25 protein-coding genes are annotated in these 24404 nt (G+C 34.4%); 9 read left to right on the top strand and 16 right to left on the bottom strand.

The features are described 5' to 3' along the window. Positions 1-10: 10 nt before the first annotated feature. Together hemE and DFR57_RS09390 are read right to left on the bottom strand one after the other, a co-directional pair. Entirely contained in the window at positions 11-1045 is a 1035-nt protein-coding gene (gene hemE / locus DFR57_RS09395) for a uroporphyrinogen decarboxylase (protein WP_114352897.1), read from the bottom strand. A gap of 127 nt (positions 1046-1172) precedes the next feature. Next, the gene (locus tag DFR57_RS09390; RefSeq protein WP_245937434.1) at positions 1173-3311 is read right to left on the bottom strand and encodes a transglycosylase domain-containing protein; all 2139 of its coding nucleotides are present in this window, start codon (positions 3309-3311) and stop codon (positions 1173-1175) included. Between the two features lie 282 nt (positions 3312-3593). Between DFR57_RS09390 and DFR57_RS09385 the strand changes: the two genes are divergently transcribed. Then, positions 3594-4091: an antibiotic biosynthesis monooxygenase family protein gene (locus DFR57_RS09385; RefSeq protein ID WP_114352896.1), complete on the top strand. Its 498-nt coding sequence runs from the start codon at positions 3594-3596 to the stop codon at positions 4089-4091. A gap of 37 nt (positions 4092-4128) precedes the next feature. Here DFR57_RS09385 and DFR57_RS09380 read toward each other — a convergent pair whose 3' ends face one another. Then, the gene (locus tag DFR57_RS09380; protein WP_114352895.1) at positions 4129-4602 is read right to left on the bottom strand and encodes a thioredoxin family protein; all 474 of its coding nucleotides are present in this window, start codon (positions 4600-4602) and stop codon (positions 4129-4131) included. A gap of 2 nt (positions 4603-4604) precedes the next feature. Continuing rightward, positions 4605-5027: a disulfide oxidoreductase gene (locus tag DFR57_RS09375; RefSeq protein WP_114352894.1), complete on the bottom strand. Its 423-nt coding sequence runs from the start codon at positions 5025-5027 to the stop codon at positions 4605-4607. Positions 5028-5271: 244 nt separating this feature from the next. On the opposite strand from DFR57_RS09375, the gene DFR57_RS09370 reads away from it, so the two are divergent. Together DFR57_RS09370 and DFR57_RS09365 are read left to right on the top strand one after the other, a co-directional pair. After that, entirely contained in the window at positions 5272-5721 is a 450-nt protein-coding gene (locus tag DFR57_RS09370; protein ID WP_114352893.1) for a ferritin-like domain-containing protein, read from the top strand. 207 nt (positions 5722-5928) lie between these two features. Then, a complete protein-coding gene (locus tag DFR57_RS09365; protein WP_114352892.1) occupies positions 5929-7134 on the top strand; it encodes a M20 family metallopeptidase in 1206 nt (401 codons plus the stop codon). 106 nt (positions 7135-7240) lie between these two features. On the opposite strand, the gene DFR57_RS09360 is transcribed toward DFR57_RS09365, so the two are convergent. The 4 genes from DFR57_RS09360 to DFR57_RS09345 form a co-directional block, all read right to left on the bottom strand. Next, positions 7241-7456: a helix-turn-helix domain-containing protein gene (locus tag DFR57_RS09360; protein ID WP_114352891.1), complete on the bottom strand. Its 216-nt coding sequence runs from the start codon at positions 7454-7456 to the stop codon at positions 7241-7243. 10 nt (positions 7457-7466) lie between these two features. After that, positions 7467-7943, bottom strand: a complete 477-nt coding sequence (locus tag DFR57_RS09355) for a DUF2975 domain-containing protein (RefSeq protein WP_114352890.1) — start codon at positions 7941-7943, stop codon at positions 7467-7469. Between the two features lie 237 nt (positions 7944-8180). Then, a complete protein-coding gene (locus tag DFR57_RS09350) occupies positions 8181-9398 on the bottom strand; it encodes an ABC transporter permease (protein WP_114352889.1) in 1218 nt (405 codons plus the stop codon). Beyond that, positions 9391-10137: an ABC transporter ATP-binding protein gene (locus tag DFR57_RS09345; protein WP_114352888.1), complete on the bottom strand. Its 747-nt coding sequence runs from the start codon at positions 10135-10137 to the stop codon at positions 9391-9393. Before DFR57_RS09345 ends, DFR57_RS09350 begins: the two co-directional genes overlap by 8 nt. Positions 10138-10666: 529 nt before the next feature. Between DFR57_RS09345 and DFR57_RS09340 the strand changes: the two genes are divergently transcribed. Next, positions 10667-11104: an HIT family protein gene (locus DFR57_RS09340; protein ID WP_114352887.1), complete on the top strand. Its 438-nt coding sequence runs from the start codon at positions 10667-10669 to the stop codon at positions 11102-11104. Positions 11105-11179: 75 nt separating this feature from the next. Beyond that, a complete protein-coding gene (locus tag DFR57_RS09335; RefSeq protein WP_114352886.1) occupies positions 11180-11566 on the top strand; it encodes a YtxH domain-containing protein in 387 nt (128 codons plus the stop codon). Between the two features lie 33 nt (positions 11567-11599). Here the strand turns inward: DFR57_RS09335 and DFR57_RS09330 are convergent, their stop codons facing one another. Further along, entirely contained in the window at positions 11600-11947 is a 348-nt protein-coding gene (locus tag DFR57_RS09330) for a DUF1878 family protein (protein ID WP_114352885.1), read from the bottom strand. A 149-nt stretch (positions 11948-12096) separates the two neighbouring features. On the opposite strand from DFR57_RS09330, the gene DFR57_RS09325 reads away from it, so the two are divergent. Both DFR57_RS09325 and DFR57_RS09320 read left to right on the top strand, forming a co-directional pair. Next, positions 12097-12636 carry a DUF3267 domain-containing protein gene (locus tag DFR57_RS09325; RefSeq protein ID WP_114352884.1) on the top strand — a complete coding sequence of 180 codons (540 nt, stop codon included), beginning with the start codon at positions 12097-12099 and terminating at the stop codon, positions 12634-12636. Positions 12637-12821: 185 nt separating this feature from the next. Next, entirely contained in the window at positions 12822-13001 is a 180-nt protein-coding gene (locus DFR57_RS09320; RefSeq protein WP_114352883.1) for a hypothetical protein, read from the top strand. 241 nt (positions 13002-13242) lie between these two features. Here DFR57_RS09320 and DFR57_RS09315 read toward each other — a convergent pair whose 3' ends face one another. Then, complete coding sequence (locus DFR57_RS09315) at positions 13243-13326, bottom strand: YjcZ family sporulation protein (RefSeq protein WP_114352882.1); 84 nt, start codon at positions 13324-13326, stop codon at positions 13243-13245. 188 nt (positions 13327-13514) lie between these two features. Here DFR57_RS09315 and DFR57_RS09310 point away from each other — a divergent pair, with 188 nt between their 5' ends. Beyond that, on the top strand, positions 13515-14462 hold the full coding sequence (locus tag DFR57_RS09310; RefSeq protein WP_114352881.1) for a peptidylprolyl isomerase: 948 nt from the start codon (positions 13515-13517) through the stop codon (positions 14460-14462). A gap of 127 nt (positions 14463-14589) precedes the next feature. Continuing rightward, positions 14590-15810, top strand: coding sequence for a hydrolase (locus DFR57_RS09305; protein WP_245937433.1), 1221 nt, complete (start codon positions 14590-14592; stop codon positions 15808-15810). 162 nt (positions 15811-15972) lie between these two features. On the opposite strand, the gene DFR57_RS09300 is transcribed toward DFR57_RS09305, so the two are convergent. The 6 genes from DFR57_RS09300 to DFR57_RS09275 form a co-directional block, all read right to left on the bottom strand. Then, positions 15973-18900, bottom strand: coding sequence for an AAA family ATPase (locus DFR57_RS09300; RefSeq protein WP_114352879.1), 2928 nt, complete (start codon positions 18898-18900; stop codon positions 15973-15975). A 17-nt stretch (positions 18901-18917) separates the two neighbouring features. Further along, positions 18918-20153, bottom strand: a complete 1236-nt coding sequence (locus tag DFR57_RS09295) for a metallophosphoesterase family protein (RefSeq protein ID WP_114352878.1) — start codon at positions 20151-20153, stop codon at positions 18918-18920. A gap of 203 nt (positions 20154-20356) precedes the next feature. Next, a complete protein-coding gene (locus DFR57_RS09290; RefSeq protein WP_114352877.1) occupies positions 20357-21625 on the bottom strand; it encodes an ABC transporter permease in 1269 nt (422 codons plus the stop codon). Then, complete coding sequence (locus DFR57_RS09285) at positions 21618-22517, bottom strand: ABC transporter ATP-binding protein (RefSeq protein ID WP_114352876.1); 900 nt, start codon at positions 22515-22517, stop codon at positions 21618-21620. Before DFR57_RS09285 ends, DFR57_RS09290 begins: the two co-directional genes overlap by 8 nt. A 186-nt stretch (positions 22518-22703) precedes the next feature. Then, a complete protein-coding gene (locus DFR57_RS09280; RefSeq protein ID WP_114352875.1) occupies positions 22704-23054 on the bottom strand; it encodes a YlbF/YmcA family competence regulator in 351 nt (116 codons plus the stop codon). 66 nt (positions 23055-23120) lie between these two features. Then, positions 23121-24257, bottom strand: coding sequence for a DUF445 domain-containing protein (locus DFR57_RS09275; protein ID WP_170132952.1), 1137 nt, complete (start codon positions 24255-24257; stop codon positions 23121-23123). Positions 24258-24404 lie beyond the last annotated feature (147 nt).

Raw genomic sequence — 24404 nt, 5'->3', positions numbered from 1 at the left:
CACCTTTTTATTATGATTGTTTGGAATAGCTATGAATAAAACTTGTCAGGCGTTTTAAACGCTCCGGACTAATTTCTGGTGTCACCCCATGACCAAGGTTAAAAATATGTGCAGGGTGTTTTTTTCCTTCATCAATGATTTCTTTTGTTTTGGCTTCAACAATATCCCAATCTGCCATTAAGAAAGCAGGATCTAAATTCCCTTGGAGCGGCTTTGTAATTCCGAGTTCTCTTGCTTCTTTAATCTGGAGTCTCCAATCTAGTCCAATGACATCGACAGGAAGATCATTCCATTCGTGAATTAAGTGACTAGCTCCTACACCAAATAGCACAATGGGTACATTATTTTTTTGTAAACCGGTGAAAATTTTGTGCATTACGGGTTTAATATAAGTACGATAATCGGCTACGTTTAGAGCCCCTACCCATGAATCGAAAATCTGAATTGCTTTAGCCCCTGCTTTCACTTGAGCTTCTACATAAGTAATGGTCATCTCAGCAAGCTTATCCATTAGCAAAAACCATGCTTTTGTATCGCTATACATAAAGGCCTTGGTTTTATGATAATTTTTAGATGGACCTCCTTCAATCATGTAGCTTGCAAGAGTGAAGGGTGCTCCGCTGAACCCAATCAATGGAACATTTAATTGTTCTTCGGTTAATAATCGTATCGTTTCTAGTACGTAAGGGACGTCTGATTCTGGGTCAATTTCTCCTAATTTTTCAACATCCTTGCTACTTCTAATAGGATTATCGATCACTGGACCAATCCCAGACTTAATTTCAACATCGACACCAATTGCAGGCATTGGGGACATGATATCCTTATAAAGCACTGCTGCGTCAACATTATACATATCTACTGGTAATTTTGTAACATACGCACACAGCTCAGGCTGATGTGTAATTTCAAATAACGAGTATTTTTCTTTTAACTTACGATATTCCTTTTGCGATCTCCCTGCTTGGCGCATATACCAAACTGGTGTATAAGGAGTTTGTTCACCTCTGAAGGCTTTTAAAATTGTATCATTAAAATTTCCCATCTGATTCACCCTTCATATTCGTTCTATTCTACTATAAATTGTTCAGCATTTTCTGTATAGACATTCAGTAAAATGTTCACTAAATTGTAATTATTATAACTAAAAAGTAATTGTAAAGAGATTCACTTTAAAAGTCAACGGATAGCTCTGCGATGTTAGAGGGGTTTCCTTTTTCATTTGTTAATGGATCCATTGGTACAACATAATACTCATAGGTGCGAAATAGGTTGATATTATCTAGCGTATATGTCCCCTTACCTGTCACTGTACCAAGTAAAACATCCTCCCCATCTTTCTTTTCGTATACCTCATAAACAATCCGTTCATCAGGGTCCGCCTTCCAGCTTAGTTCTCCGCGAATTAAGGTCCATCCCCCTAAGCTATAATCGACCTTCAAGTCACTAATAGTAGGTAATTCGATTGGATCTTCTAACTCCTCAACTGTTTCTGGTTTTGAGAAGCTCCCCTCCAGCTCTTTTCTTTTGTCTACCTCTGTTAAAATTGATTTAGTAAGCTTGGTGGGAGCTTCACTACCGCTTGTTAAGTAATTGCTCTTATTCGCTTCATCATAACCCATCCACATCGCGCTAACGTAAGAGGGAGTCATTCCGACAAACCAGGCGTCCTTCACCATACCTTCAACCGTTGGGTGCTGAGTAGAACCCGTTTTACCAGCCAAGGCCTTGTCAAAATCTCCGTGCCTCGCAGTCCCAGATGCTGCTGTTGTTTCTAGCATTCGGACCATATTCCACGCTACTTGTGGATCAAAAACATCCTCATTTTTTCTTGTATTTTGCTTTAAGGGCTGGTTATTTCGATTAAGTACTTCTGTTATAGAGCTAGATTGTATCCATTTACCTTCATGAATAAATGTGCGATAGGCTTCTGTCATTTCAATAGGAGTGACGCCAGTTGTTAAACCACCTAGCGCTATCGCGAGTCCATCGTCTTCAATCACTATATCCATTTTATCCAAATACGATTTACTATAACTGATTCCAATTTGATCTAATAACCAGACTGCTGGTGCGTTTTTGGACTGCACAATCGCATCATAGACTGTAACCTCACCATCAAATAAACCATTGGCATTAGAAACCGAGTAGCCATCAAAGCTTTCTCTTTGATCAGGAATCATATCAAAAGGTTGATAGCTTCCTAGCATCATGGCAGGTCCATAAACCGCTACAGGTTTAAAAACAGAGCCTGGCTGATGTTTTGTAAGTGCTTGATGGTGGTCACCTATCTCATAATCTCTTCCACCTATTAACGCTTTTATATATCCAGTTTCTTCATCCATTAATACAAATGCCCCGTCTACGAGATCATTGGACCCCGGAAAAGCATCAAGATTTTGAAATTGCTCATAAGCAATTTCTTGAATAGTAGAATCAATCGGAACATGAATCGTATATCCACCACTTTTTAATTGTTCTCTACTTAAGTCATACTCATCCGCCAATTCCACAATTACCATTTCCAGATAATCATCAAACCACGGTGGGGTTTCTCTAGTTTCTGTTTTTATATCTAAATTCTTGCCTTGTAAGCTCATCATTTCCTCTGTTGATAGCACATCATAATTAGCCATTGATTGTAAAACTAAATTTCTTCTTTCTTTTGCTAATTCAGGGTTTATCAGTGGAGAATATGTATTAGGCGCTTTAGCTAAGGCTGCAAGCATGGCCGCTTCATCCACTGTAATATCTGCTAAATCTTTATTAAAATAATGAGTCGCTGCAGCACCCACACCGTAAACTCCATGAGCCAGATAAATCTCATTTAAATAAAGTTCCAATATTTTTTCTTTACTGTAATTTCGTTCTAAATAAATCGACGCCATTACTTCCTTTGTTTTCCGCATCCACGTTTTATCATTTGATAAAAAAAGGTTTTTAGCTAATTGCTGAGTAATGGTGCTACCGCCTTCTGCTTTTTCCATTGCAATAATGTCACGATATACAGCTCTTGATACCGCTCGAAAGGATATACCTGCATGTTCATAAAAGCGTTGATCCTCTACCGCTAAAAAGGCATCCTCTACATGCTTTGGTATATCATTTATCGTTACATAATCTCTATTTTCCTGATATATTTTACTAATAACTGTCCCATCTTCTGCAACAACCTTTGAAGCTGCTGGCAAAATAACAGCCTTTTCATCTACTACAAATTTTCCTCCATAGAGAATAAATAAGTAACCAACTACTGCGAGCAAAAGCATTGCAGTCATAACAAAAGAGAATACTTTAAACTTCTTTATCATCTGCCAGACCCGCTCCACCGCTCTTTTCCATTTATCCACCAATTAGACATTCCTTCCTAATAAACACTCTACATGCCTAGAAATATCCTTCTCCATTAAAAGAAGGCATTCACTCCGCACCGATTAAATACCTTAAAAATCAACAATATTAGACAAATTCAATATTACTATTATACGACAGTTAATGTGGAACATAAAGAAATTGTTATTGGTCTAAAATTGCATGAAAAATAGTGACCTGCTAAACTTATTTCATGATGAAAAAAAAGGAGTGAAGATAAATTGAAAGCATTTTTTACAAATGGAACGTATGATTATCTTCAACAATTAAAAGATAAAAATAATGCTATTCTTATTCTTCATACAGATGAAAAAGCAATGGCATATGAAGAAAATGAAACGGAAACAATGTTTGAATCCCCAAGAAGCTATGAAATTGTTGTCGAAAGTGGAGTGTTAACAGAAAAAGGGTTCATTGTTATGAATAATATTCCTGTAACAGATGAAGGCAGACCCATTTTTGAAACACAATTTAAAAAACGAGCTGGTATGATCGATAATGCAGAAGGCTTCCAAGCGATGCGCGTATTAAGACCTGAAAGAGGCAATACTTATATCGTATTAGTGGAATGGGATAATAAAGAGGCCTATTTAAAATGGAAGGATTCCAAATCCTTCGCAGATGCACACAAGAAAAAAGATGGAGATAAAAAACCTCCTTATTCCGCTGGACCTGCTTACGCGACTGAATTTGAAGTCGGAGAAAAAGAAGAGGAATGAAAAAAAGCTTGCCAAATATAAATTGGCAAGCTTTTTCCTATTCTTCTAATACTTCTTGTTCAAAAAATTGTTCGAACTCGGGCTTAGGTTGATTTCCAACAATGCGAGCTACTTCTTCACCATCTTCAAAGTGAACAATGGTTGGAGTTGACTCAATACTATATTTTGCGCCTTGATCATTGAATTCTAATAAATTTAATTTTTTCATATCAATTCCATATTCTTCGGTTATTGGTATAAGCACAGGTGTTGCTTCTTTACAATAAACACAGTCCGGACTATAGAAATAAACTGTTAAATCCTCTCCGCTACTAACTTGTTCTTCAAGCTCATCAGGTAAGATCTGGTTATCGTAGTCAGGATTATCTAATTGTTCAATCGTACCTTGTTTTAATGTCTCTTTATTATAAGGATTATCAGCAGACTGTTGTTTGTTTTGTTCGGTTACCACATAAGTAAGTGCTGCGAATAAGGCAACAAATACAAGTACAAAAATAATAATTTTTTTCAAGGTTAATGGCTCCTTTGTTGCAGAATTATAATGACATGTAAAACAAAAATTACAGTAAATGCAGTTAAAGCAAGAAAAGGTATGGTGATAAATCCGAAGTAATTCACGTAAGTCACATTACAAGGAACTAACCCACAACTTTCACCGACTGAGCTAAGACTAGGTAGCTTTTGAATAAGATAATGATAAACAGAAACCACGATCCCAATCCCGCTTAATATTGCACCAGGCAATGCTAGTTTTATATCCTTTTTAACAACAGCATAGCCATAGATGATAATTAAAGGATACATTAATATCCGTTGAAACCAACAAAGCTCACAAGGAACAAATCCCATCACTTCTGAATAAAACAGACTGCCTAAGGTGGCAACTAAACTCTGTGCCCAAATAATAAAAAGAAGACGTTCTTGTTTTATATTCATCGTCCACCTCTTCTCCTATTCTTTCCACAACTTATTATACATTTTATTATCTTAAAAACAAATTCAAGCCCCCTCACCCATCCATTTGTCACAAAGCTTTCACATTTTAGAAGAAGTATCGTTAAACAACGGTTTTATTGGTAAATGATACCTTTATTTTTCCAATTCCTTTTATTACTATGTTTATAATTTAATTACATGGGTAGAAATATAGTGGATAGAAAATTAGAAAGGGTGTTAATTAATGGCTAAAGATCAAAAGAAAATGAATGAGTTAATTGATGGTTTAAATGAAGACCTAGCAAATGAGTATGCAGCAACCATAATGTATACGTATCACGCATCGGTTGTTTCAGGTTTATATCGATCGTTATTAAAGCCATTCTTTGAGGACGAAATTGAAGATGAAATTGGGCATGCTTTATACCTTTCCGATAAGATTAAAACTTTAGGTGGTTCACCTACAACGACACCAGCTAAAGTAGAACAGCTAACAAATGTAAAGGATATGTTAGAAGCAACTTTAAAAGCTGAAACTGAAACAATCGAACGTTATGAAACACGCAAGAAGCAAGCTGATGAGCTTGGTTTAACAGAGCTTGTAGTAAAATTGGAAGATATGATCTCTGACGAGACCCATCACAAAGAAGAAACGGAACGTCTACTTTCTGACGGAAGTTTTTTTAACAACTAATCGCTAACCCCTCCCCTTTTAAATATAAAAGATAAGTCTTTACCTTTGGGTAAAGGCTTATTTTTATGCATCGTTTGGTCATAATCACCAATCGGCCTTAACTTTAGTTATGCTATAATGAGTGCAATAGAAAAGAGATTAAATACTTAATTTGATAAGAAAAATATTTACTTTCAATAAATATCGAATAACAAGGGGGCTGTTTTTATGATAGAAGAACTTTTTGAAGAAATAGATCGATTATACCCTGAGATGATTAAAATGAGACGCTATCTCCACCAACATCCAGAATTATCCTTTGAAGAGCATGAAACCGCCGCCTTCATTGCGGATTTTTATGAAAAAATTGATGTTCCTTACCAAAAAAATGTTGGCGGTAATGGTCTAGTTGCTACCATTACCGGGGCAAAACCCGGGAAAAACATTGCACTAAGAGCAGATTTTGACGGTTTACCGATTCAAGATGCAAAAGATGTAAGCTACAAGAGTAAACATGAAGGAGTTATGCACGCATGCGGGCATGATGGACATACAACTACTTTATTAACTGTAGCGAAAGTATTTAAACAATTCCAAGAGCAACTAAAAGGCTCCATTACTTTCATTCATCAGCATGCAGAAGAAGTCGCTCCTGGAGGGGCAAAACCAATGATTGAAGCTGGAGTGCTGGAGAATGTTGATTACGTCTATGGAACACACCTGTGGACAAATACACCATATGGGGTGATTCAGACTGCAAGAGGAAACTTTATGGCAGCAGCAGATAAATTCACACTGACAATTGACGGTGTAGGTGGACATGGAGGTATTCCTCATCAAACTAAGGACCCCATAGTGATTGGTGCGCAAGTGATAGCTAACCTACAGCAAATAATCAGTCGAAGAATTGATCCACTATCAACTGCGGTCCTATCGATCGGTACTTTTCATGCTGGGAATGCCTATAATGTAATACCAAGTGCTGCGACAATGACAGGAACTGTTAGAACCTTTGATCCTAAACTACAGGATTATATGATGGAAGAAATGGAGAAAATCATTAAAGGTACCTGTGATAGTTATGGCGCATCTTATCAATTTGATTATGCAAAGGGGTATCCTGCAGTTGAAAACCACGCAGAAGAAGCAGAGCTTATAATAGAAGCTGCAAAGCAAATAGATGGCGTGGAGCATGCTGATTTAGTTGAACCAAGCATGACTGGCGAAGACTTTTCTTATTACTTGAAAGATAAACCTGGAGCGTTTTTCTTTACAGGTGCGCAAATTGCAGACAATTTCGTTCCACATCACCATCCTAATTTTGATTTTGATGAACGTGCAATGGTATTAGCGGCAAAAACGTTAATTAAAGTCACACTTCTGTCTCAGGATAGGAATAAGTTAAAATTAGATTCTAATTTACTAAAAAATTAATTTATTATTTTCACTGACCCGATTATTTTTAAAGGACAAAAATAGATGCATCTATAAGAAGAGAGCAAAAGAGCTTGGTACGCTGACCAAGCTCTTTTTAAATTCACTATACATCTTCTTCATTTTTGTATTCTAAGATATCTCCAGGCTGACATTCCAATGCTTTACAGATTGCATCTAAAGTGGATAATCGTATTGCTTTTGCCTTTCCATTTTTCAAAATGGAAAGATTCGCCATTGTAATTCCAACCCTCTCAGATAGTTCGGTTACACTCATTTTCCTTTTAGCCAACATTACATCAACATTAATTATAATCGCCATGTCACTCACCTCAAACTATGAAAGCATTTTCTGATTTTATATCGATCGCTTCTTTTAAAAGTTTTTGAAGCACAGCCGCAAAGATAGCAATAACCATGGAAGCGAAAATAGGTATCATTCCAACTAAAATGAGTCCTGGTGCGTCGTCTATTTCTGCAACGATATATACGAATGGTAAAATGACTAAATATATTCCACTGATGATCCACGCGCAAAGTTTTATGTTCTTTAAAGCTTTTACTGAAAATTCAGAGAAGGCTTGGTTCTTATCAATATAACTCAAGAGTTTAAAAGCTTGATACAATGCAACCAGAAACGGGAACACTGACACAAATATACCTACTAGAATCGGATAAAATATGTAAGCATAATCGGGATTTACTGAATTATTAGCTAACCATATAAAACCAAAAATAGTTAAAGCAAGAACTGGAATACTAATAAAAATAACTGCTAACTTTAAAAAAAGTGTTGTTCCCCGTTTCATTAAAACCACCTCGTAATTAATTATTACATAAACTTTAACACGTATTTTATTGTTTATCAATAAATAATTACTGTTTTATATTCTTTTTTTATTGTTAAATTAGGAATTTTCACTATTTCGCATTATACAAACCCAAAATTAAGAGCATTCCCACGCGATGGAAATACCCTTTATTCTTGCATGTTTCAGTTAAAATTATTTTGCTAAATTCCACATTAATGAGCACCTATTTTCTACTTAGACTACTATCTTTCTTCGCAAATAATTAGGAAGGATCACAAATATTCCAGCTCCCGCTATTATTACAAAAAGTCCTGCCATACTTATTGATCCTAAAATGAGAAGAAGAAGAGAAAATATCACCCATGGAACAAGGATTAATTGTTGCATCCATTTAATAAAAGAGGCTTGCCTTAAAGATGTAGATATTGGATAAATATCTGTCCATACAAGCAACTGATGATGTTTCCAGAGAGGTACCATTTGAATTAACATCATATACAGGAAAAGGCATGCAAAAATCAATTTGAGCCAATGATTTGGAACATAGTAAATTAATATGCCCCCTATTAAGATTAAACGAAGATAAATTCCAAGGTATTCTGTGCTTCGTATTGTCGTAATGCGATATAAATAAGCGTAGATATTATCTTTTTTTAGTGAGAAACCTTTTGTTAAAAGACGCACCAATAGATGACGTTTTTTAATCTGCTTTTCCAAATGAGGTACATCAGTAAACATATTAGCTAAACGATAGAAAGCTCGCATTCTCTTGTGGTCTTGTACGATTAATATATCCCAATTAATTGCTTTTTTCTTTTCAGATAAATAATAGTTATAACTAAATAAACCTGCAATTAAAAACAACACTACCATCGAAAAAAGAACTGCTTGTTCTAGCATGAAATAAATAAAAATTACTACCGCAATATAACGCACGCCAAGATCTATTGCTCTAATCCTTTTATCTCTAATTTTATGCATCCACCAGTTTGCCAATAAACTCAACACTTTTATAATCGCCAAAATTAAGATAAGTATGAAAAAATTTTGGGAAGAGGAACTACCATATGCCGCAAAAAATAAAGGAGCTAAGGCAGCTGATACTAAAACAAATAAATATAGCTGTGTCACATAACTATATATAAATGAACGATAAAAATAGGGCATCAGTTTATGCTCGGTGGGCAATAAAAAAACTAAATCTGCTCGTTTTAACAAGGTTTGAATAGGACTATATATGGCCACTAATCCAAGAATAATACTGATCACCCATCCAGCAGGAAAACTTAGTGGTAATTCTTCAAGCCATCTTTGATAATAAAAAGCCATTGCTGAGACAATAAAAAACATCGCAATTACTAAATGACCTGTGAAAATATATCGTAGATACCTGCTTAACTCTTTAATATGATTTGACAAACGTTCCATATATAAACGCTTTGCATTAAACATGAGTGTCCGCTTCCTTTGTTAATTGTACATATAAGTCATCCAATGTTGCAGTAGGTTGATTAAATGATTTACGCAACTCTTCCAAGGTACCTTGAGCTTTAATTTCACCATCATGCAGAATGATAAAACGATCACAGTACCTTTCAGCTGTTGCAAGAATGTGGGTCGACATTAAAATTCCTGCGCCATTTTCCTTCATTTTATCCATCCATTGCAAATAGGATTGAATGCCTAACGGATCTAATCCCACAAATGGTTCGTCCACAATGTAAAGAGCTGGTTCTACTAAAAATGCGCACATAATCATCACTTTTTGACGCATACCTTTTGAAAAATGGATCGGAAACCATCGAAGCTTTTTCTCCAGTCTAAATTCTTTCAGTAATGCTTGTACTCTCTCCTGGTACGTTTCTTCTGATAAATCATAAGCCATCGCCGTTAAGCGAAGATGCTCCTCCAACGTTAATTCATCGTATAAAACAGGCATCTCAGGAATATAAGTAAAATGTTGGCGATATGTTTCAGGGGCTTCTGTGAAGCTTTTCCCTTTAATAGAAACCTCTCCAGTTTTTGCTTGCATCAATCCAATAATATGTTTGATCGTCGTACTCTTTCCGGCTCCATTTAGCCCAATCAGTCCAACAATTTCATGTGGATTTACATCAAAGGAAATACCATGTAGAACATCCTTATTTGTATAACCACCACGCAAATGATCTATATGTAATAAAGGTTGCATCCTTATCTTCCTTTCCAATTAAGCAGTTATTCAAATTTTACCATTTCGATTGTGATTTGCCAAAATAATAACGCATAGAGAGACACGCATATGTTCATAATAGAAATACAGGAATAGTTTATACAAACATTTTCAGAGTGAAGTTAAATGTACTACTTCCTCATTTTTTGAAATACTTCTATTGTCTGTCTAAATCAATTCTTGGTTTTTGACACTTTAGTTTGTTTGTATAACTATCCTTATAGCAAAAGTGGAACATCCTTTTTAGGATGATTCACTTTTGTCTCTTTATAGCATTAAAAAATATATTCGAGCACATATAAGTATATGTATTTCGTTTTAAGCAAACCTATCCCATTATAAATATAGATTTCCTACCCCGCTTTTTAAACTTTAATCCATAACAATCTTTTTTTCATTTTTCTCACATCCTTATCAATAAGCGTTGCTTACTAAAAGTCTTAGTTGCGTAACTGTTTTATTCTTTATACAATGTAAATAAGAATAGAAAACAGAAGGAGCGATAACCATGAGCCAGGAGAAGGATTGTATTTTTTGTAAAATAGTAAATGGTGACATTCCTTCCTCAAAAGTGTATGAGGATGAAGCAGTTTATGCCTTTTTGGATATTAGTCAAGTAACCAAAGGACATACGCTTATTGTACCAAAAAAGCACACACAAAATATTTATGAAACAGATGAAGAAACTGCTGGGGAATTATTTAAGCGTGTTCCTAAGATTGCAACCGCATTAAAAAAAGCGTTAAATCCAGTAGGTATTAACTTATTAAATAACAATGAAGAGGCTGCCGGACAGTCGGTTTTTCACCTTCATCTTCATCTGATACCAAGATACGATTCTACAGATGGTTTTAACCCTAACTGGGAAACACATGCAGATAATTACACACCAGAAAAACTCACTGAGATTGCAGAAAACGTATCAAAAAACATTGAATCGAATTGATTCACAAAAATATATGTTTGAAGTAGTGAAAAATAGAGTAAATACATACTATAGGAGAAAGGAGTGTCATAATCAATGATTAATGGAAAATCGCTCATTATTGGTATGCTTGCTGGAGGAATTATTACGGCATCAGCAACATTACTTAGCACACCTAAGTCTGGAAGAGAATTAAGAAGTGAAGTAAAATATCGAGGGGATGTTGCTATTCAATCGTTGCAGCATTTTAAAACGGATGGTTCTGATTTAAAAGAACAAATTACAAAGACTTCTAAAGAAGGAGCAGCTTTATTAAAAGATCTTTCTCAAGAGGTTAAGTCATCAATAGAATCTTGGAAAAGAACTGTAGAGCCTCATCAAAAGAATATCCAAACCTACTTAACTCAAATCGAGAAAAGCTTAAAAGAATTAGAGGAGAAAACAAGAAAAGAAAAAGAAGAAGCATCATCTACTAATCCTTAAGCTTATATCCTCATATTAAAAACGACTAGTCCGCTAGTCGTTTTTTTTACTTTCAAAATGTGATTTCCACATGACATGGACAATCTCAGGGTACTTATTTTCTTTTTTTAACGCAATTAACGTTTTTTCTGGATCAAATTTTTCTGGTAATTGTCCTACAAAGGAAATTAATAAATTTGAAAAATGAACAAATCCATCTTCCTGTTGAAGGTAATATTCTTCCTGTAATTCTTCTAGCAATTGAAATAACCTTCGTAATTCTTCTTCGCTAATATTACTCTCGAGAATTAATTCCGTTAAGGGATATTTCTCTAGAGGAGAAATAGATCTTAAGAGGTCTATTTGAAATTTTAATGATCTCACTTCATTTTCAAAATCCACTTAAAAGATCCCCCTCTCGATTGTTTGTCTAGAATATATACTAATGAAAGCGATTAATCATAATTTTTCCAATAAAAGTATTGATTTTTATATTAAAACATACTATATTCAGTGAGTACTTACTTATAATTAGAACAGGGGGCGATCAAATGAATTGCTGGAAGACAGTTAATATAACAAAACAAGTTGGATTCCATCGTGTATTTATTTTATCCATATTATTTGGTTTGTTTGGGTTCATCTTATTATATTTACCTTTATCCATCATTCATCGCACACCAGTAATGGAAGATTATGGTCTTCTCCCTTTAATGCTTGGATTCGCATTTATGCCTTTAGTGCATAAACTCATGCATATTTTACCATTACTTTGCACTAATAGACAATTTAAATTAGAATGGAAAATTAAAAAAAGAGTGTTCCCAGACTTTAAAGTTTGTCAGAACACAAAAACATCAAAACCAATATTGATTCTCGCATTACTTGCACCGACACTTTTTCTAACACTACCTTTAATAATTGCAAGTTATGCAATACCAAGCTTTTATGCATATTTTCTGCTGTTTGCATCAATTAATCTTGGTCTATCTTATGTAGACTTTTTATATGTAAACCATGTATTAAAAGCTCCCAAAAAATGTGTTATCGCAAATGCCGATCAAGGATATGACATATTGATACAAAGATAAGAGTAGCCTTAAAAGCTGCTCTTTTTTGCACTAACATTGTCTTGATAAACGGACAATAGCATTTATTTTAAAACACAATTATTATTGATTTATCATGGAATTTTTTTACTAATGAAACATAAATAACTGTTCAAAGACTTAATTTTTTGTTAAAGTAGTTCCATAGGTTAAAGGAGGTAAGACTAATGGCAATTTTATTTTCACTTTTTTCATTGTTTATACTTTTTGTATTTAATTCATTGACCTATAAACTTTGTGTACAAACTGAAATGTCTCAAGAAAAACAACCAAATGTGTTTCGAACGATCAATATATTAATTTTAATTTTACTTATTTCATCCTATGTTGAAATAATTTATACATAATACTCTGATATAGGCTAGATCAAGCGAGACATATATACAGTTATTTTGGAGAATATTTAATGAGGATTATAAATGTTATTAGCTAGAATACATATTAAATGAGTCTAATTTATTCTTACACTAATAGGCTTTATAAGATATACCTCATCTTATTATTTTTTAATGACAAAAGCCACAAAGTCTATTAGAGACATTTGTGGCTTTCTTCCATACTGTTTTGGTTATCGTGACCAGAAGTTTCTTACAGCCAAGCTGCGCCGACGATAATTAACAAGATGAATAACACTACGATTAAAGCAAAGCCTCCACCATAAGATGCGCCCATACTTTCACCTCCTAGTCTTATTTAAGGTAGTATATGCACAAAAAATCGAGGCGACTAGGCTGGTGTGCGATTTTATGTAAAAACCATGTAATTATCACGGATGACTATTTTTTTAAGCATAATATGTGGTATATTATTGCAAGAGTTAAAAATTGAAATTGAAATATGGATTAGGAGTGTATTGTATCATGAGAAAATTTGTACTAGCTACAACAATTGCTGCTGGAGTATTAACACTATCAGCATGTTCATCAGATGATCCGGAAACAGTAGTAGAGACTGGTTCAGGTGATATTACGAAAGAAGAATTTTATAATGAATTAAAAAGCACGAGCGGAAGTGAAGTATTACAACAAATGGTTTTAAAAACTATTTTAGAGAATAATTACGACGTTTCTGACGAAGAAGTGGATCAAGAGATTGAAACCTTCAAAGAACAATATGGCGAGCAATGGGAAAGTGTATTAGCTCAAAGTGGCTACGAAGATGAAGAAGCATTCAAAGAAGATTTAAGAATTAACTTACTTCAAGAAAAAGCAGTAACAGAAGATATTGAAGTGACAGATGAAGAGATTGAAAATCGTTACGAGCGTATGCAAACAGATTTAGTTGCTAGTCATATCCTAGTGGAAGATGAAGCGACTGCTAATGAAGTCATGGAAAAGATTGAAAGTGGTGAAGACTTCGCAACTCTAGCTGAAGAATTTTCTACAGATACAGCTTCAGCTGCTAATGGCGGTAATTTAGAACAATTTAGCGCTGGTAGCATGGTTCCTGAGTTCGAAGAGGCTGCTTATGCATTAGAAATTGGTGAAGTGAGTGAGCCTGTTCAAACAGATTATGGGTACCATATCATCAAAGTAACAGACCGTGTAGAAGCGGAAGATGTTGAACCATTAGAAGATGTTAAAGAAGAAATTAGAAAAGAAATTGCACAAACTAAAATTGATCAAACGGCAGCACAAGCTAAATTACAAGAATTAATGGAAAGTGCTGAAATTGATGTAAAGATTGAAGAATTTAAAGATTTATTTGAACAACCAGAAGCTCCAACAGAAGGAGTAACCGAAGAACCCGTAACAGAAGATGAAGCGGAAGAACCGGCAGCTGAAGAAGAAACTGAAACACAAGAGTAAATTCATCTAAACCATATCGCTTCAGCGGTATGGTTTTTTCTTCTTTATCATTCACATATCAAAATAGCATATTTTTTGTTATCATAAAGGAAAATAACGTGTTTACTATTGGAGCTGAATAATTACGATGAAAACAGATTACTTTTATCAAATGATCCCTGTAGAATATGAGGCAACAGATGACTTCATTCAAGATATCCTTCAAAAATTCCCAGTACCAACACTTCCATCTAGCGAGGAAGGCTTTGACTTAGAGCAGGCTGAAAAAGGCCATACAGTAAAAACAAGAGTATTACTTAGTGACTTTGAAACAAAACGAACAAAAACAGATAAACAATTTTTGAAAATGACATTCAGCAACCAAAATGGGACTATTTCCGCAAAAATGTGGGATAACCAAGGTGCTGTGGAGAAAAACGTGCCACTTCTAGAAGAGCATGGCATTTTTGATATTGAGGCATTTGTTGATGAATTCAATGGGTTTAAAAGCTTAACAGTCAATCGCCTTACACCTTGTTACGATGATATCAATCCTTTTTCTTTACTGGCTTATACGAAACAAGATATTCGTGAATTCACTATCGAACTATTCAGCTACATTGATGAATTATCTTCACCTTACCGGGAAATTGCCTATAAAAGCATGGAAAAATTCTGGACGCAATTTTCGATTCGACCAGCAGCGAAAGGATTTCATCACAATTATTTGGGTGGGCTTCTTAAGCATACGGTTGGGTTAATGCGTTTTGCTAGGTATTTATTGAAATTTGAAGTTGATCCGTATCAAGGAATGATGAAATTAATTTTAGTAGTAGAGAAACAGTATAAACAGGAGCTGTGGGAGTCTTTTAAAAAAGAGGAAGAAAGACCACGACTCGTGTGGAAAGATACCATAGATCACTTTTATCGTATGCTACAAGGTATGATGCTGCATAAAGAGGATGTACCAAATTATGATCGGCTGATCACAAGTATCCTATTTCATGACATTGGTAAATTAATGGAATATGATCATGCAGGTAAAACACAGGATAGTTTTTCATATTTATATCCCACTGCTGATTTCAATGAAGTTTCTACCAAACAAGCAGGTATAGCGATGGATCCATTAGGAGTAATGATAGGGCATATTCCATACGGGGTACTTTTACTAACAAAAATTATCGATGATTACAAAATAGAAGTGTCCGCATTAGATATCCACCATATGTCACACAATATTCTTTGCCATCACGGATTACCTGAATGGGGTGCTGCAGTCAGACAACCTCAATCAATGGAAGGCTACCTTATCCACCTGGTTGATTTTTTAGACAGTCGTTATGAAAACACGGAAGAAGTGAAGTAGTCTTATATAGAGATTATTTATTAATAATTAATTTCTCTCTTTTTTAGCACATATTAAATAACGGTTTAAATTTAAAAACAGAATTTTCCTTTTAAAAGTGTTTAACTAATAACTGCAAAAGGAAAATTCTGTTTTTTTAGATTTAGAATTTAATATACCCATTTACTTATTGGATAAATAAACAGCATAACCCGCTTCTTCTTTTAGAGAAGTACTAAAATAAAATATTTGCTGTTTAGCTGAGAGCTTTTTTAATAACTGAATTATCTTTTTATGCCTAATTGGATCAAAATGCACAAAGCCATCATCGATTATAAATGGATATGCTTGTTCTGTCTGCATCACTTCACTTAAGGCAAACCGCAACGCAATATACACCTGATCCATTGTAGCTTGGGATAATTCATCAATTTCAAAGAGGGTCCCATCACCCGCTTTTACTCGAATTCCTATTTTATCACTTGGAGGAAATATAGCTTCGTGATTTTGATATGTCAGTTCCTGAAGCCAGGTACTCGCTTTTTCGAAAATATCAGGGATATATTTTTCTTGAAAAAATTCTTTTGTTTGCTGTAATTTATTCAAGGCAACTTGATAAACCGCCCATTCTTTAGCTTGTTCTTGCAATTTTTCTAACTGCTGGAGATAATCGTGTTTAAAAGTAGAGTAATACTCGCTTTCCTCCAATTGTTTTATCCGCATCTCATGTGTAGCAATCCTCTGTCTTAATTTATCCGCTTCCTCTGCTAATTGACTAAGTATGGTTTCTGTTTCCTCTAATTGATTTTTTAAAATAGTTAAATTTGCGTAATCACCCTTTGAGATTTGCACCAATTCTTCTTGCGTTAACCATGTACTTAATTGAAAATGAAGTGTCTCTCGTTCTTCTTTAAGCTTTTGAACTTTATCATGGTAATCCACCGTTTCCAGAAATTCCGACTCAGAATTTACACCGGTTTCTTTAAACAAATCTGTAATAGCATTCTGATAAGGGTTTTGCTTTGTAACAATGTCTCTTAATTTCTTATCAAGGTCCACTAGCTGGTTATCCAATTGATGAAGCTCTCTTCTTACTACTACACTTTCTTCATAATATTGAGATAAAGCCTCTTTCGTCATCCTATCTGAAGTAGGTGATATTGCAGTTATGTTATTTAAAAATTTCTCTATCCTTTCATTTACATCTGCTTTTTGGTGAGTTAGGTCTCTTTTATCAATTTTCACTTCACTTATTTCTCTCATTCTTTCTTGCAGAGGAAGTAAAGCATGAATGACTTTTGGCCAATAGCTGAGCTCGATTGTTTGTAAAAAGGGAAACTGTTCAATCTGTTCCTTAACTTTTAACTGTACATTTTCTAACTGTTCTTCGGTAAATGAATCCCGTTCTTTTAATTTAAGTAACTCCATATTAATAGACTTTAATTCTTTTTCTAACGAACTCTGTTGTTCTTTATCCTCTTTATAGGAAGCTATTTTTTTCTCCAATTCAGCCTTCTCTTGCTCAGATAAATTTACAGCGTCTCCAGAAGGTAAATTAACAAGCTTTTTTCTTACATTTTTCGAGGAATTCCAGTGAATAAAATACATCGCGCCACTTAAGAATAAAAGAAATGCAGCAATTAGGAGCACAAACTTATCCAAAGCAATGTACATCAAACTTAATACACCAGCCATTATAAAAGATATCCAAAGAACCATCTTTGTTTTTTGTTCTTCATTTTTACCTTTTTTATCTAAATCCATTAAGTGAGCTTTTAAGCTAAGTGCCTCTTCCTGTTCTTTATGTTGTTCTAATCTATTTTCTATTTCACCAATTTCCTTTACCCGTTCTTCATCAATATTGAATTGTGTTAAACGGTCTTTTACTGCCTTTTTTTCCATTTCTAATGTTTTCATCTCGTTTTGAATATAGTTTTTTTCTAACTCCCATTTTTCTTTATTCTTCACCAATTCACTCCAGAGTGATTCAATATGAAAGGGAAGCTCTAATGTTTCCAGATCAGAAGCTGACAATTTAATTTGCAAAGAATCTAATGCATACTCCTGCTTTAATAAAAGCTGATCGATACGAGTTTGAAGTCTTTCTTCTTCTTCCTCCATCCTTTTTATATCTGTTACATTTCCCATTGCATTTTCTAATTGTCTAAATTCCGTATCTGATAGAAATTTCTCTTCTAGCTCTTTTTTCTTTTCTTTTAATTTTTTGTAGTTTTCTTCTAATACAGATTGTTCACTTTTTAAAGGCATTAACATCTGATGGTATTCATCATACGTCTCTTTCGCATGTGCTGGTATTTTATTCTCTCTATCTAATCCTTCTAATCGCTTGCTAAGCACATGAAATGTCTCGATATTTTCATAATAGGCTTTTTTTAATTCTGTATGTTCTTTCGTTTCTTTTTCTGTACGAATTCTTTGCTCAAGTTCATTTAACTTTTGATTTGCTTCATTCTTAGCAGCAATTTCTTTTTGATAATCATTTTCTTCTGCTTCGAGCTGCATGAGCTTCTCTTTTTTCTTTTGAAGGTCTTCAAATGCTTGGTTTAAAGATGGCTTTTTTCCACTTGGTTTAAATTTATCTGCTACCGCTTGTGTTAAGTTTTTTTCAATTTGATATATATAGTCACTGCCTGTCATCCCTACACCGAGAAGGACTTCATTTAGTTCTTTTGCACGCATATCAGGAAGTTTCAGTAACGCCTTGGCATCGAAACTATAAATAGCACGATAATTATCTGCATTTAAACCAGCTAGCTTTACCTTTAACCATTCTTCATCTTTCACTTCCCCGTTTGCGAGGTATATTTTCGCTGCTGCAGCGTATCTATCATGTAATCTTTCTATTGTAATTGGGGTGGAAATAATTTCAGAAACAACTAATTTACCACCCATTCGCCCGCCCTTTTTCGGTAAATACTTTTCTCTTTGTTTTGGACTCATACCAAATAATATAAATAAGAAAAAGTTCTGTATCGTAGATTTTCCCGCTTCATTATCTCCAATAATCGAAATGAAATTTTCATTTTCAAAATCAAACGTTTTATCTTGCCACTTTCCAAATCCATATATCTCAGCTGCTTCTATTCGCATCGATACCCCTCCTCTCTTTAGCCTTTTTCATGAAATAATTGTTCCAACAAAACTCTCGCCTCTGCTTGTATTTCTTCTTGTGCCTCCCTATCAAATGGCTCTATAAATTTTCTACCTACTGGATGTGTTAATAAAGGGTTTAGGATATCATCTAGAGTTTCTCCGCTTTTAAATTGCTTTGAAAGCTCCATTAAAAAGAAATTACCTGATTCCATTCCAATAGCATCAGATGGATTGTAGGAAACTCGAAATTTTGATAAGGCAATAGTTATATTCATAGCTTCTAGTCGATCATTCACTAACTCTTGAACTTCTAACAATTGATTGGTATGATCCCATTCTTTTATTTCTTCATTTGGATTTTTTAATTCTACCTCCACAATACAATTCCCTGTGTTTTGATATACCTGTTCTAATTTTTCTTGAATATCGTTAGTGAAGGTTGGGAGATGATCATAATGGTTTGCTTCAAGTGTTACTTTTTTATATTGAATAGATTGAAAAGGTAGAAAAGTCAGGTTTGTCTCAGTAGTAGTCAATTCTACTAAGTATCCGCCTTTTTCATCTGCTTCTTTTATAGACCTTCCCTGTATATTGCCAGGATAGATAATAGATGGTTCTGTTTTTATTACTTCTCTTTTATGTATATGACCTAATGCCCAATAATCAAATTTTTTCATAATGAGATCCTGCAATTGAAATGGTGCATAACTTGCATGCACTTGATTTTCTTTATCTCCAATGGAACCATGGAGCATTGCAATATGAAAGTGCGATTCACCTTTTCTAACATATTCATCTGTGCGATTTTTGCGTTCTGCTTGCTCTTGATAACTGAATCCGTATAGTGTAGCCACCGGCTGTTTATTTTTATAAAAAACTTTACTTTCTACCTGATTATTTTCAAAGACGTGTACATTATCTGGATAATCACGCTTAAATGTCTGTGCCCGAACAAAATCATGATTTCCAAAGCTTAGATAAACCTGAATATCATGCTTTTTTAACTTTTTAAAACCATCTAATAACTGGATATGTGCTTTTATACTTTGTATTTCTTGGTCAAAGATATCTCCAACAATTAAGACAAAATCCACTTGATGATTAATAGCATTGTCTATTAAGTTTTCATAGGCTACAAAGGTGCTCTCTCTAAGCCTTTCTACCATCTTACTCGGTAAATTCTCTGCGCCCTTAAAAGGGCTATCTAAATGTAAATCTGCACTATGTATAAACGTAAGCTTCGGTTGCATATGCCTGCTCCTTTTTCAAAAAAGATCTATTCTAATTGTAGCAAAGCTCTATATAGAATGCACGTTCGATTATTAATAAAGGTATTTTTCATTTAGAAAGACTTAGATTTCTTATACTATAGCCCAGTTAACTTTATATTTTCCTATTGTGTAATCTAAAAAACGTTTGAAGCCTTAAGCTAGGCTCCAAACGTTTTATATACCTATTCTTTTTTAGAAAGCTGTAATGCTTTTTTGAAATCCTTTAAGGAAGTGGATGTTCCATACATTAATACACCACCGCGATAAACTCTCGCTCCAATAAAAGCTAATATAAGGATAGTTGCGATCATAATAACAATACTTAGCCCAACTTCCCAGAATGGCACCTCCAACATACCTACACGTAAAAACATCGACATTGGTGTGAAAAATGGAATAAACGATGTGATGGTAATAAGAGATGACTCAGGCATGTTTAATCCTATCATCGCAACCATAAAGGCTGCTACTATTAATAAGATAACTGGCATCATCAACTGCTGCACATCTTCCATTCTGCTAACTAATGAACCAAGCATCGCTGACAGGGTAGCATATAATAAATAGCCGAGTAAAAAGAAGACGATCGCATAAATAAATGTAGCCAGTGATGCATCAGCCAAACCAAAGTACTCAAAAAATCCACCAACTAGCTCATCCTTCTTCGTCTGTATCATGAAATAGCCAACAACTATAAATAAGCCAACCTGTGTAAGTCCAAGTAATGCAATCCCTAAAATCTTAGCAAACATTTGACTAACAGGTGATGAGCTAGAAATTAATATTTCCATTACGCGTGATGATTTTTCATTCGCAATATCCATTGCTATCATATTTCCATAGGTTATAACTGCAAAGTAAAGTAGAAATAACATCACGTAAACAAGTCCGCGTGCTCCACTTAATTCTTCTTCCGTTTTAATTTCTCCACCAGTACCTTCTCCACTGCTAATCATTTCTGTTTCGAAATTAACCGGAGCATAGATATCTTCCATGATTCCAGCATCAATTCCAGCTTGGTTTAACGCAATTGCCTCTTTAATTTGCTGCAGTTGCATGCGTAATTGACCATCAATACGAGTACTGGTCTGTGCATTTGAAGAATAAACTGCTTCAGGTAAGTTTTCCTCATTCTCAGAAACAGTTAAAACACCTTGAAATTCCTCTTCAAGTACAGCTTCTTCTGCTTCTTCTTTCGTACCATTAAATTCTTCCAACACAATACTGCTTTCATTTGAACTTAACTGGTTATTGATTTGCTCAGTTATACCTTCCGTTTCGTCGATAACCGCTATCCGATCCGTTTCTTCATTATCAAAAAGTTCCATAATCGATTGAATGTTAGCTAGGGCAATAATAAATACAAGAAAGATTGCTGTAGTAATCACAAATGATTTCGATTTTATGCGACTGAGATAAGTATGAAGTAATACAATCAAAAATTTATTCATACGATTCACCTGCCTTTTCGATAAAGATATCATTTAAACTTGGTTCTTCTAATTCGAATCTACGCACAAATCCTTTTCCTTGAAGGGATTCAAATAATCGACCAGCAACTTCTTCACTTTCGACCTGACAAGTGATACCATCTTGATAGTTTTTTACTCGTACTACACCAGAAATATTCTGGATAAAATCAAGATCAAAATCAGCATGAATAATGACGTTCTTCTTCCCAAACGAACGCTTAATTTCCTTTAAGCCGCCTTGGACCACAGGTTTTCCATTTTGCAAAATGCATAAATACTCACATAGTTCTTCCACATGCTCCATCCGGTGGGAGGAAAACACAATAGACGTACCCTGCTTTTTCAAGTCAACGACTGCTTGCTTTAACATTTCAACATTAAGCGGATCAAGTCCAGAAAACGGTTCATCTAAGATGAGTAGTTTTGGTTTATGTATAACCGCAGATATAAATTGTATTTTTTGCTGATTACCCTTTGAGAGTTCTTCTATCTTTTTATCTAAATAGTCAGGCACTTTGAACCTTTCTAACCAACCATTTAATTCCGTAATGACCTCTTGCTTTTTCATACCACGGAGCTTCCCTAAATAAATCAATTGATCGCGTACTTTTAATTTTGGATACAACCCTCTTTCTTCTGGTAAATAACCAATCATATCACTCTTGCTGTAATCAATTTTCTCTCCATTCCATAATATCGATCCCGATGTTTGATCAATGAGACCAAGAATCATTCGGAATGTTGTCGTTTTACCAGCACCATTGGCACCTAAGAACCCAAATATTTGTTGATCTGGGATTTCTAAGGATAGCTGATCCACTGCCGCAAATGATCCGAATTTTTTCGTCACATTATCTAATTTTAGCGTCATGTTTTAACCCCTCTCTGCTTTTGTTTCCTATAGATAAGTACGTTTTAAATAGTAAAAAGTTTCAGTAATGAATAAATTAATTACCTACATAATCAGTTATATTTTATAAATTCTAATTGCTTATTAACCGATAAGCTTAAAAAACAAAAAAAGAACACCGTCATTTAAACGATGTTCTTTCATGTTTTATTGTTCTTGTACCCCGTAAAGTTCTTCTAGAGGCTTTGTAATAATTCTGCTTACTTCATTAATTAGAGCATTAACTTTTTGTTCTTGCTCCATTAGTTTAGAAATATCTTCATGTTGTTGAACAAGCTCTACCACTTTCTTCGCTTGTTCTACTTCTTCTTCTGTAATTTCTTCCCCTTGCATTTGCTTTTGTTGTAATTCCATTTGTGTATTACGGAAGTTATCAAACATATTTTTAGAAGTCTCATCTTGCATCACTTTGTCATATGCAGTTTTTAACTCTTTGTACTCATCACTTTCTTGAAGCGCTTTTTCTAAATCATGTGCGCTATCGTAAACATTTGCCATAAATAAAATCCTCCTAAAGATTACTTGCGTTTTTTTCACTATTCCACTATAACAAAGATTATACAATTATCCAAAGAAGACGAATATAATGCCTTGGAATGCGCCAATTAATCCACCCAAAACCGCTCCCAAATAAGTAATAAGCTTAAATTCCCGTTTAGATATGGATAAAAGCAGCTGTTCAATTCTTGATGTGGGAAAAGAAGCTACTTGTTCTTCTACTATCTTATCCAGAGCTAGATGATCAAGCATTGTTGGGATTTTAGATGCGATTTTTTCTAATGCTTGATCGAGCATTTGAGGTAATATTCTTTCTAGCAACTCTTTTTCATATGGCTCTATAAAGGTATGGATCGGTTTATCTAATACCTTGCGAATAGGTAAGTTATTCTCAAGTGTTTCCGTTAAAGCACTTTGTATTTGTCTGTTTAAAAGTATTGCTTCATATGCACCAATATCTTTTTTCATCCATTCCTGCCATTGACTCTCTACTAATGAGGCTAACCATTCTTTTCCACTTTTGGATTCTATATATTGAACTAATAGGTGCTGTACTTTTCCGGCAAGTTCTTCGCTATTAAACATAGAAGCAATCATGTTTGCAATAAACCCACGAGACGCAATATATTGCTCAATTACATCTCTTATTTGAGATTTTGTTTCCTCTTCTTTTAGCATGGCTGCAGCTTTGGTTTGCCCAATTTCGACCAGTTCACTGCGCAGCTGTTTTATTTCTTCTTCCCATTTCCCCTCAAAGATACTTTTAAGCGATGTGTCACGGTTTTCTTCTACTTTTTGCTTGTAAAACTCTAAAACGGATGTAGAGATTTTCCTCTTGATATCTTCCTCTTTCACCGTAATATTTAATTTTTCTAATACATTGGTTAAGCTACCAGCATTTTCTTTAAATCCACGCCATTCTTTATTAAAAAAAGTTAATAACTGCTGTTTTAAAGCAGGGTCTTTGAGCTTCTTTTGCATACCATCTGGCGTTATTAAATAGTCTACCACCATGTCTCCTAGTTGAACTGCCAGCTGTTCCCGCCTTTTAGGAATGACACCTGGTGTAAATGGTAATCGCCATTTCCCTATATATTTTGCTTCATAAGGACGAAATAGCATTTTTATTGCAAGCGAATTTGTTAATCCACCTATTAAAGCTCCAATTAAAATCATCGTTAAAATGGTTAACGCTATGCCCATAAAATCTCTACCTTTCTTTTCTATCATGATTCTGCTAATTATAACGAAATCTTAACAGTTCGTCACGAAAATATAGCTATCCTTTTGTATAGATATTATCGAAAAGAACAAAATATATTCGATAGCTATTATTTAAGGAGGAAAAAT

This window comes from Saliterribacillus persicus (assembly GCF_003337485.1).
Taxonomy (GTDB): domain Bacteria; phylum Bacillota; class Bacilli; order Bacillales; family Amphibacillaceae; genus Saliterribacillus; species Saliterribacillus persicus.
This window is presented reverse-complemented; position numbering and strand designations above follow the sequence as displayed.

Excerpts from the sequence above, each read along its gene's own strand:
- hemE (WP_114352897.1), bottom strand. The coding sequence starts at position 1,045 with ATGGGAAATTTTAATGATACAATTTTAAAAGCCTTCAGAGGTGAACAA.
- DFR57_RS09390 (WP_245937434.1), bottom strand. The coding sequence starts at position 3,311 with ATGATAAAGAAGTTTAAAGTATTCTCTTTTGTTATGACTGCAATGCTT.
- DFR57_RS09375 (WP_114352894.1), bottom strand. The coding sequence starts at position 5,027 with ATGAATATAAAACAAGAACGTCTTCTTTTTATTATTTGGGCACAGAGT.
- DFR57_RS09370 (WP_114352893.1), top strand. The coding sequence starts at position 5,272 with ATGGCTAAAGATCAAAAGAAAATGAATGAGTTAATTGATGGTTTAAAT.
- DFR57_RS09365 (WP_114352892.1), top strand. The coding sequence starts at position 5,929 with ATGATAGAAGAACTTTTTGAAGAAATAGATCGATTATACCCTGAGATG.
- DFR57_RS09360 (WP_114352891.1), bottom strand. The coding sequence starts at position 7,456 with ATGGCGATTATAATTAATGTTGATGTAATGTTGGCTAAAAGGAAAATG.
- DFR57_RS09355 (WP_114352890.1), bottom strand. The coding sequence starts at position 7,943 with ATGAAACGGGGAACAACACTTTTTTTAAAGTTAGCAGTTATTTTTATT.
- DFR57_RS09350 (WP_114352889.1), bottom strand. The coding sequence starts at position 9,398 with ATGTTTAATGCAAAGCGTTTATATATGGAACGTTTGTCAAATCATATT.
- DFR57_RS09345 (WP_114352888.1), bottom strand. The coding sequence starts at position 10,137 with ATGCAACCTTTATTACATATAGATCATTTGCGTGGTGGTTATACAAAT.
- DFR57_RS09340 (WP_114352887.1), top strand. The coding sequence starts at position 10,667 with ATGAGCCAGGAGAAGGATTGTATTTTTTGTAAAATAGTAAATGGTGAC.
- DFR57_RS09335 (WP_114352886.1), top strand. The coding sequence starts at position 11,180 with ATGATTAATGGAAAATCGCTCATTATTGGTATGCTTGCTGGAGGAATT.
- DFR57_RS09325 (WP_114352884.1), top strand. The coding sequence starts at position 12,097 with ATGAATTGCTGGAAGACAGTTAATATAACAAAACAAGTTGGATTCCAT.
- DFR57_RS09320 (WP_114352883.1), top strand. The coding sequence starts at position 12,822 with ATGGCAATTTTATTTTCACTTTTTTCATTGTTTATACTTTTTGTATTT.
- DFR57_RS09315 (WP_114352882.1), bottom strand. The coding sequence starts at position 13,326 with ATGGGCGCATCTTATGGTGGAGGCTTTGCTTTAATCGTAGTGTTATTC.
- DFR57_RS09310 (WP_114352881.1), top strand. The coding sequence starts at position 13,515 with ATGAGAAAATTTGTACTAGCTACAACAATTGCTGCTGGAGTATTAACA.
- DFR57_RS09305 (WP_245937433.1), top strand. The coding sequence starts at position 14,590 with ATGAAAACAGATTACTTTTATCAAATGATCCCTGTAGAATATGAGGCA.
- DFR57_RS09300 (WP_114352879.1), bottom strand. The coding sequence starts at position 18,900 with ATGCGAATAGAAGCAGCTGAGATATATGGATTTGGAAAGTGGCAAGAT.
- DFR57_RS09295 (WP_114352878.1), bottom strand. The coding sequence starts at position 20,153 with ATGCAACCGAAGCTTACGTTTATACATAGTGCAGATTTACATTTAGAT.
- DFR57_RS09290 (WP_114352877.1), bottom strand. The coding sequence starts at position 21,625 with ATGAATAAATTTTTGATTGTATTACTTCATACTTATCTCAGTCGCATA.
- DFR57_RS09285 (WP_114352876.1), bottom strand. The coding sequence starts at position 22,517 with ATGACGCTAAAATTAGATAATGTGACGAAAAAATTCGGATCATTTGCG.
- DFR57_RS09280 (WP_114352875.1), bottom strand. The coding sequence starts at position 23,054 with ATGGCAAATGTTTACGATAGCGCACATGATTTAGAAAAAGCGCTTCAA.
- DFR57_RS09275 (WP_170132952.1), bottom strand. The coding sequence starts at position 24,257 with ATGGGCATAGCGTTAACCATTTTAACGATGATTTTAATTGGAGCTTTA.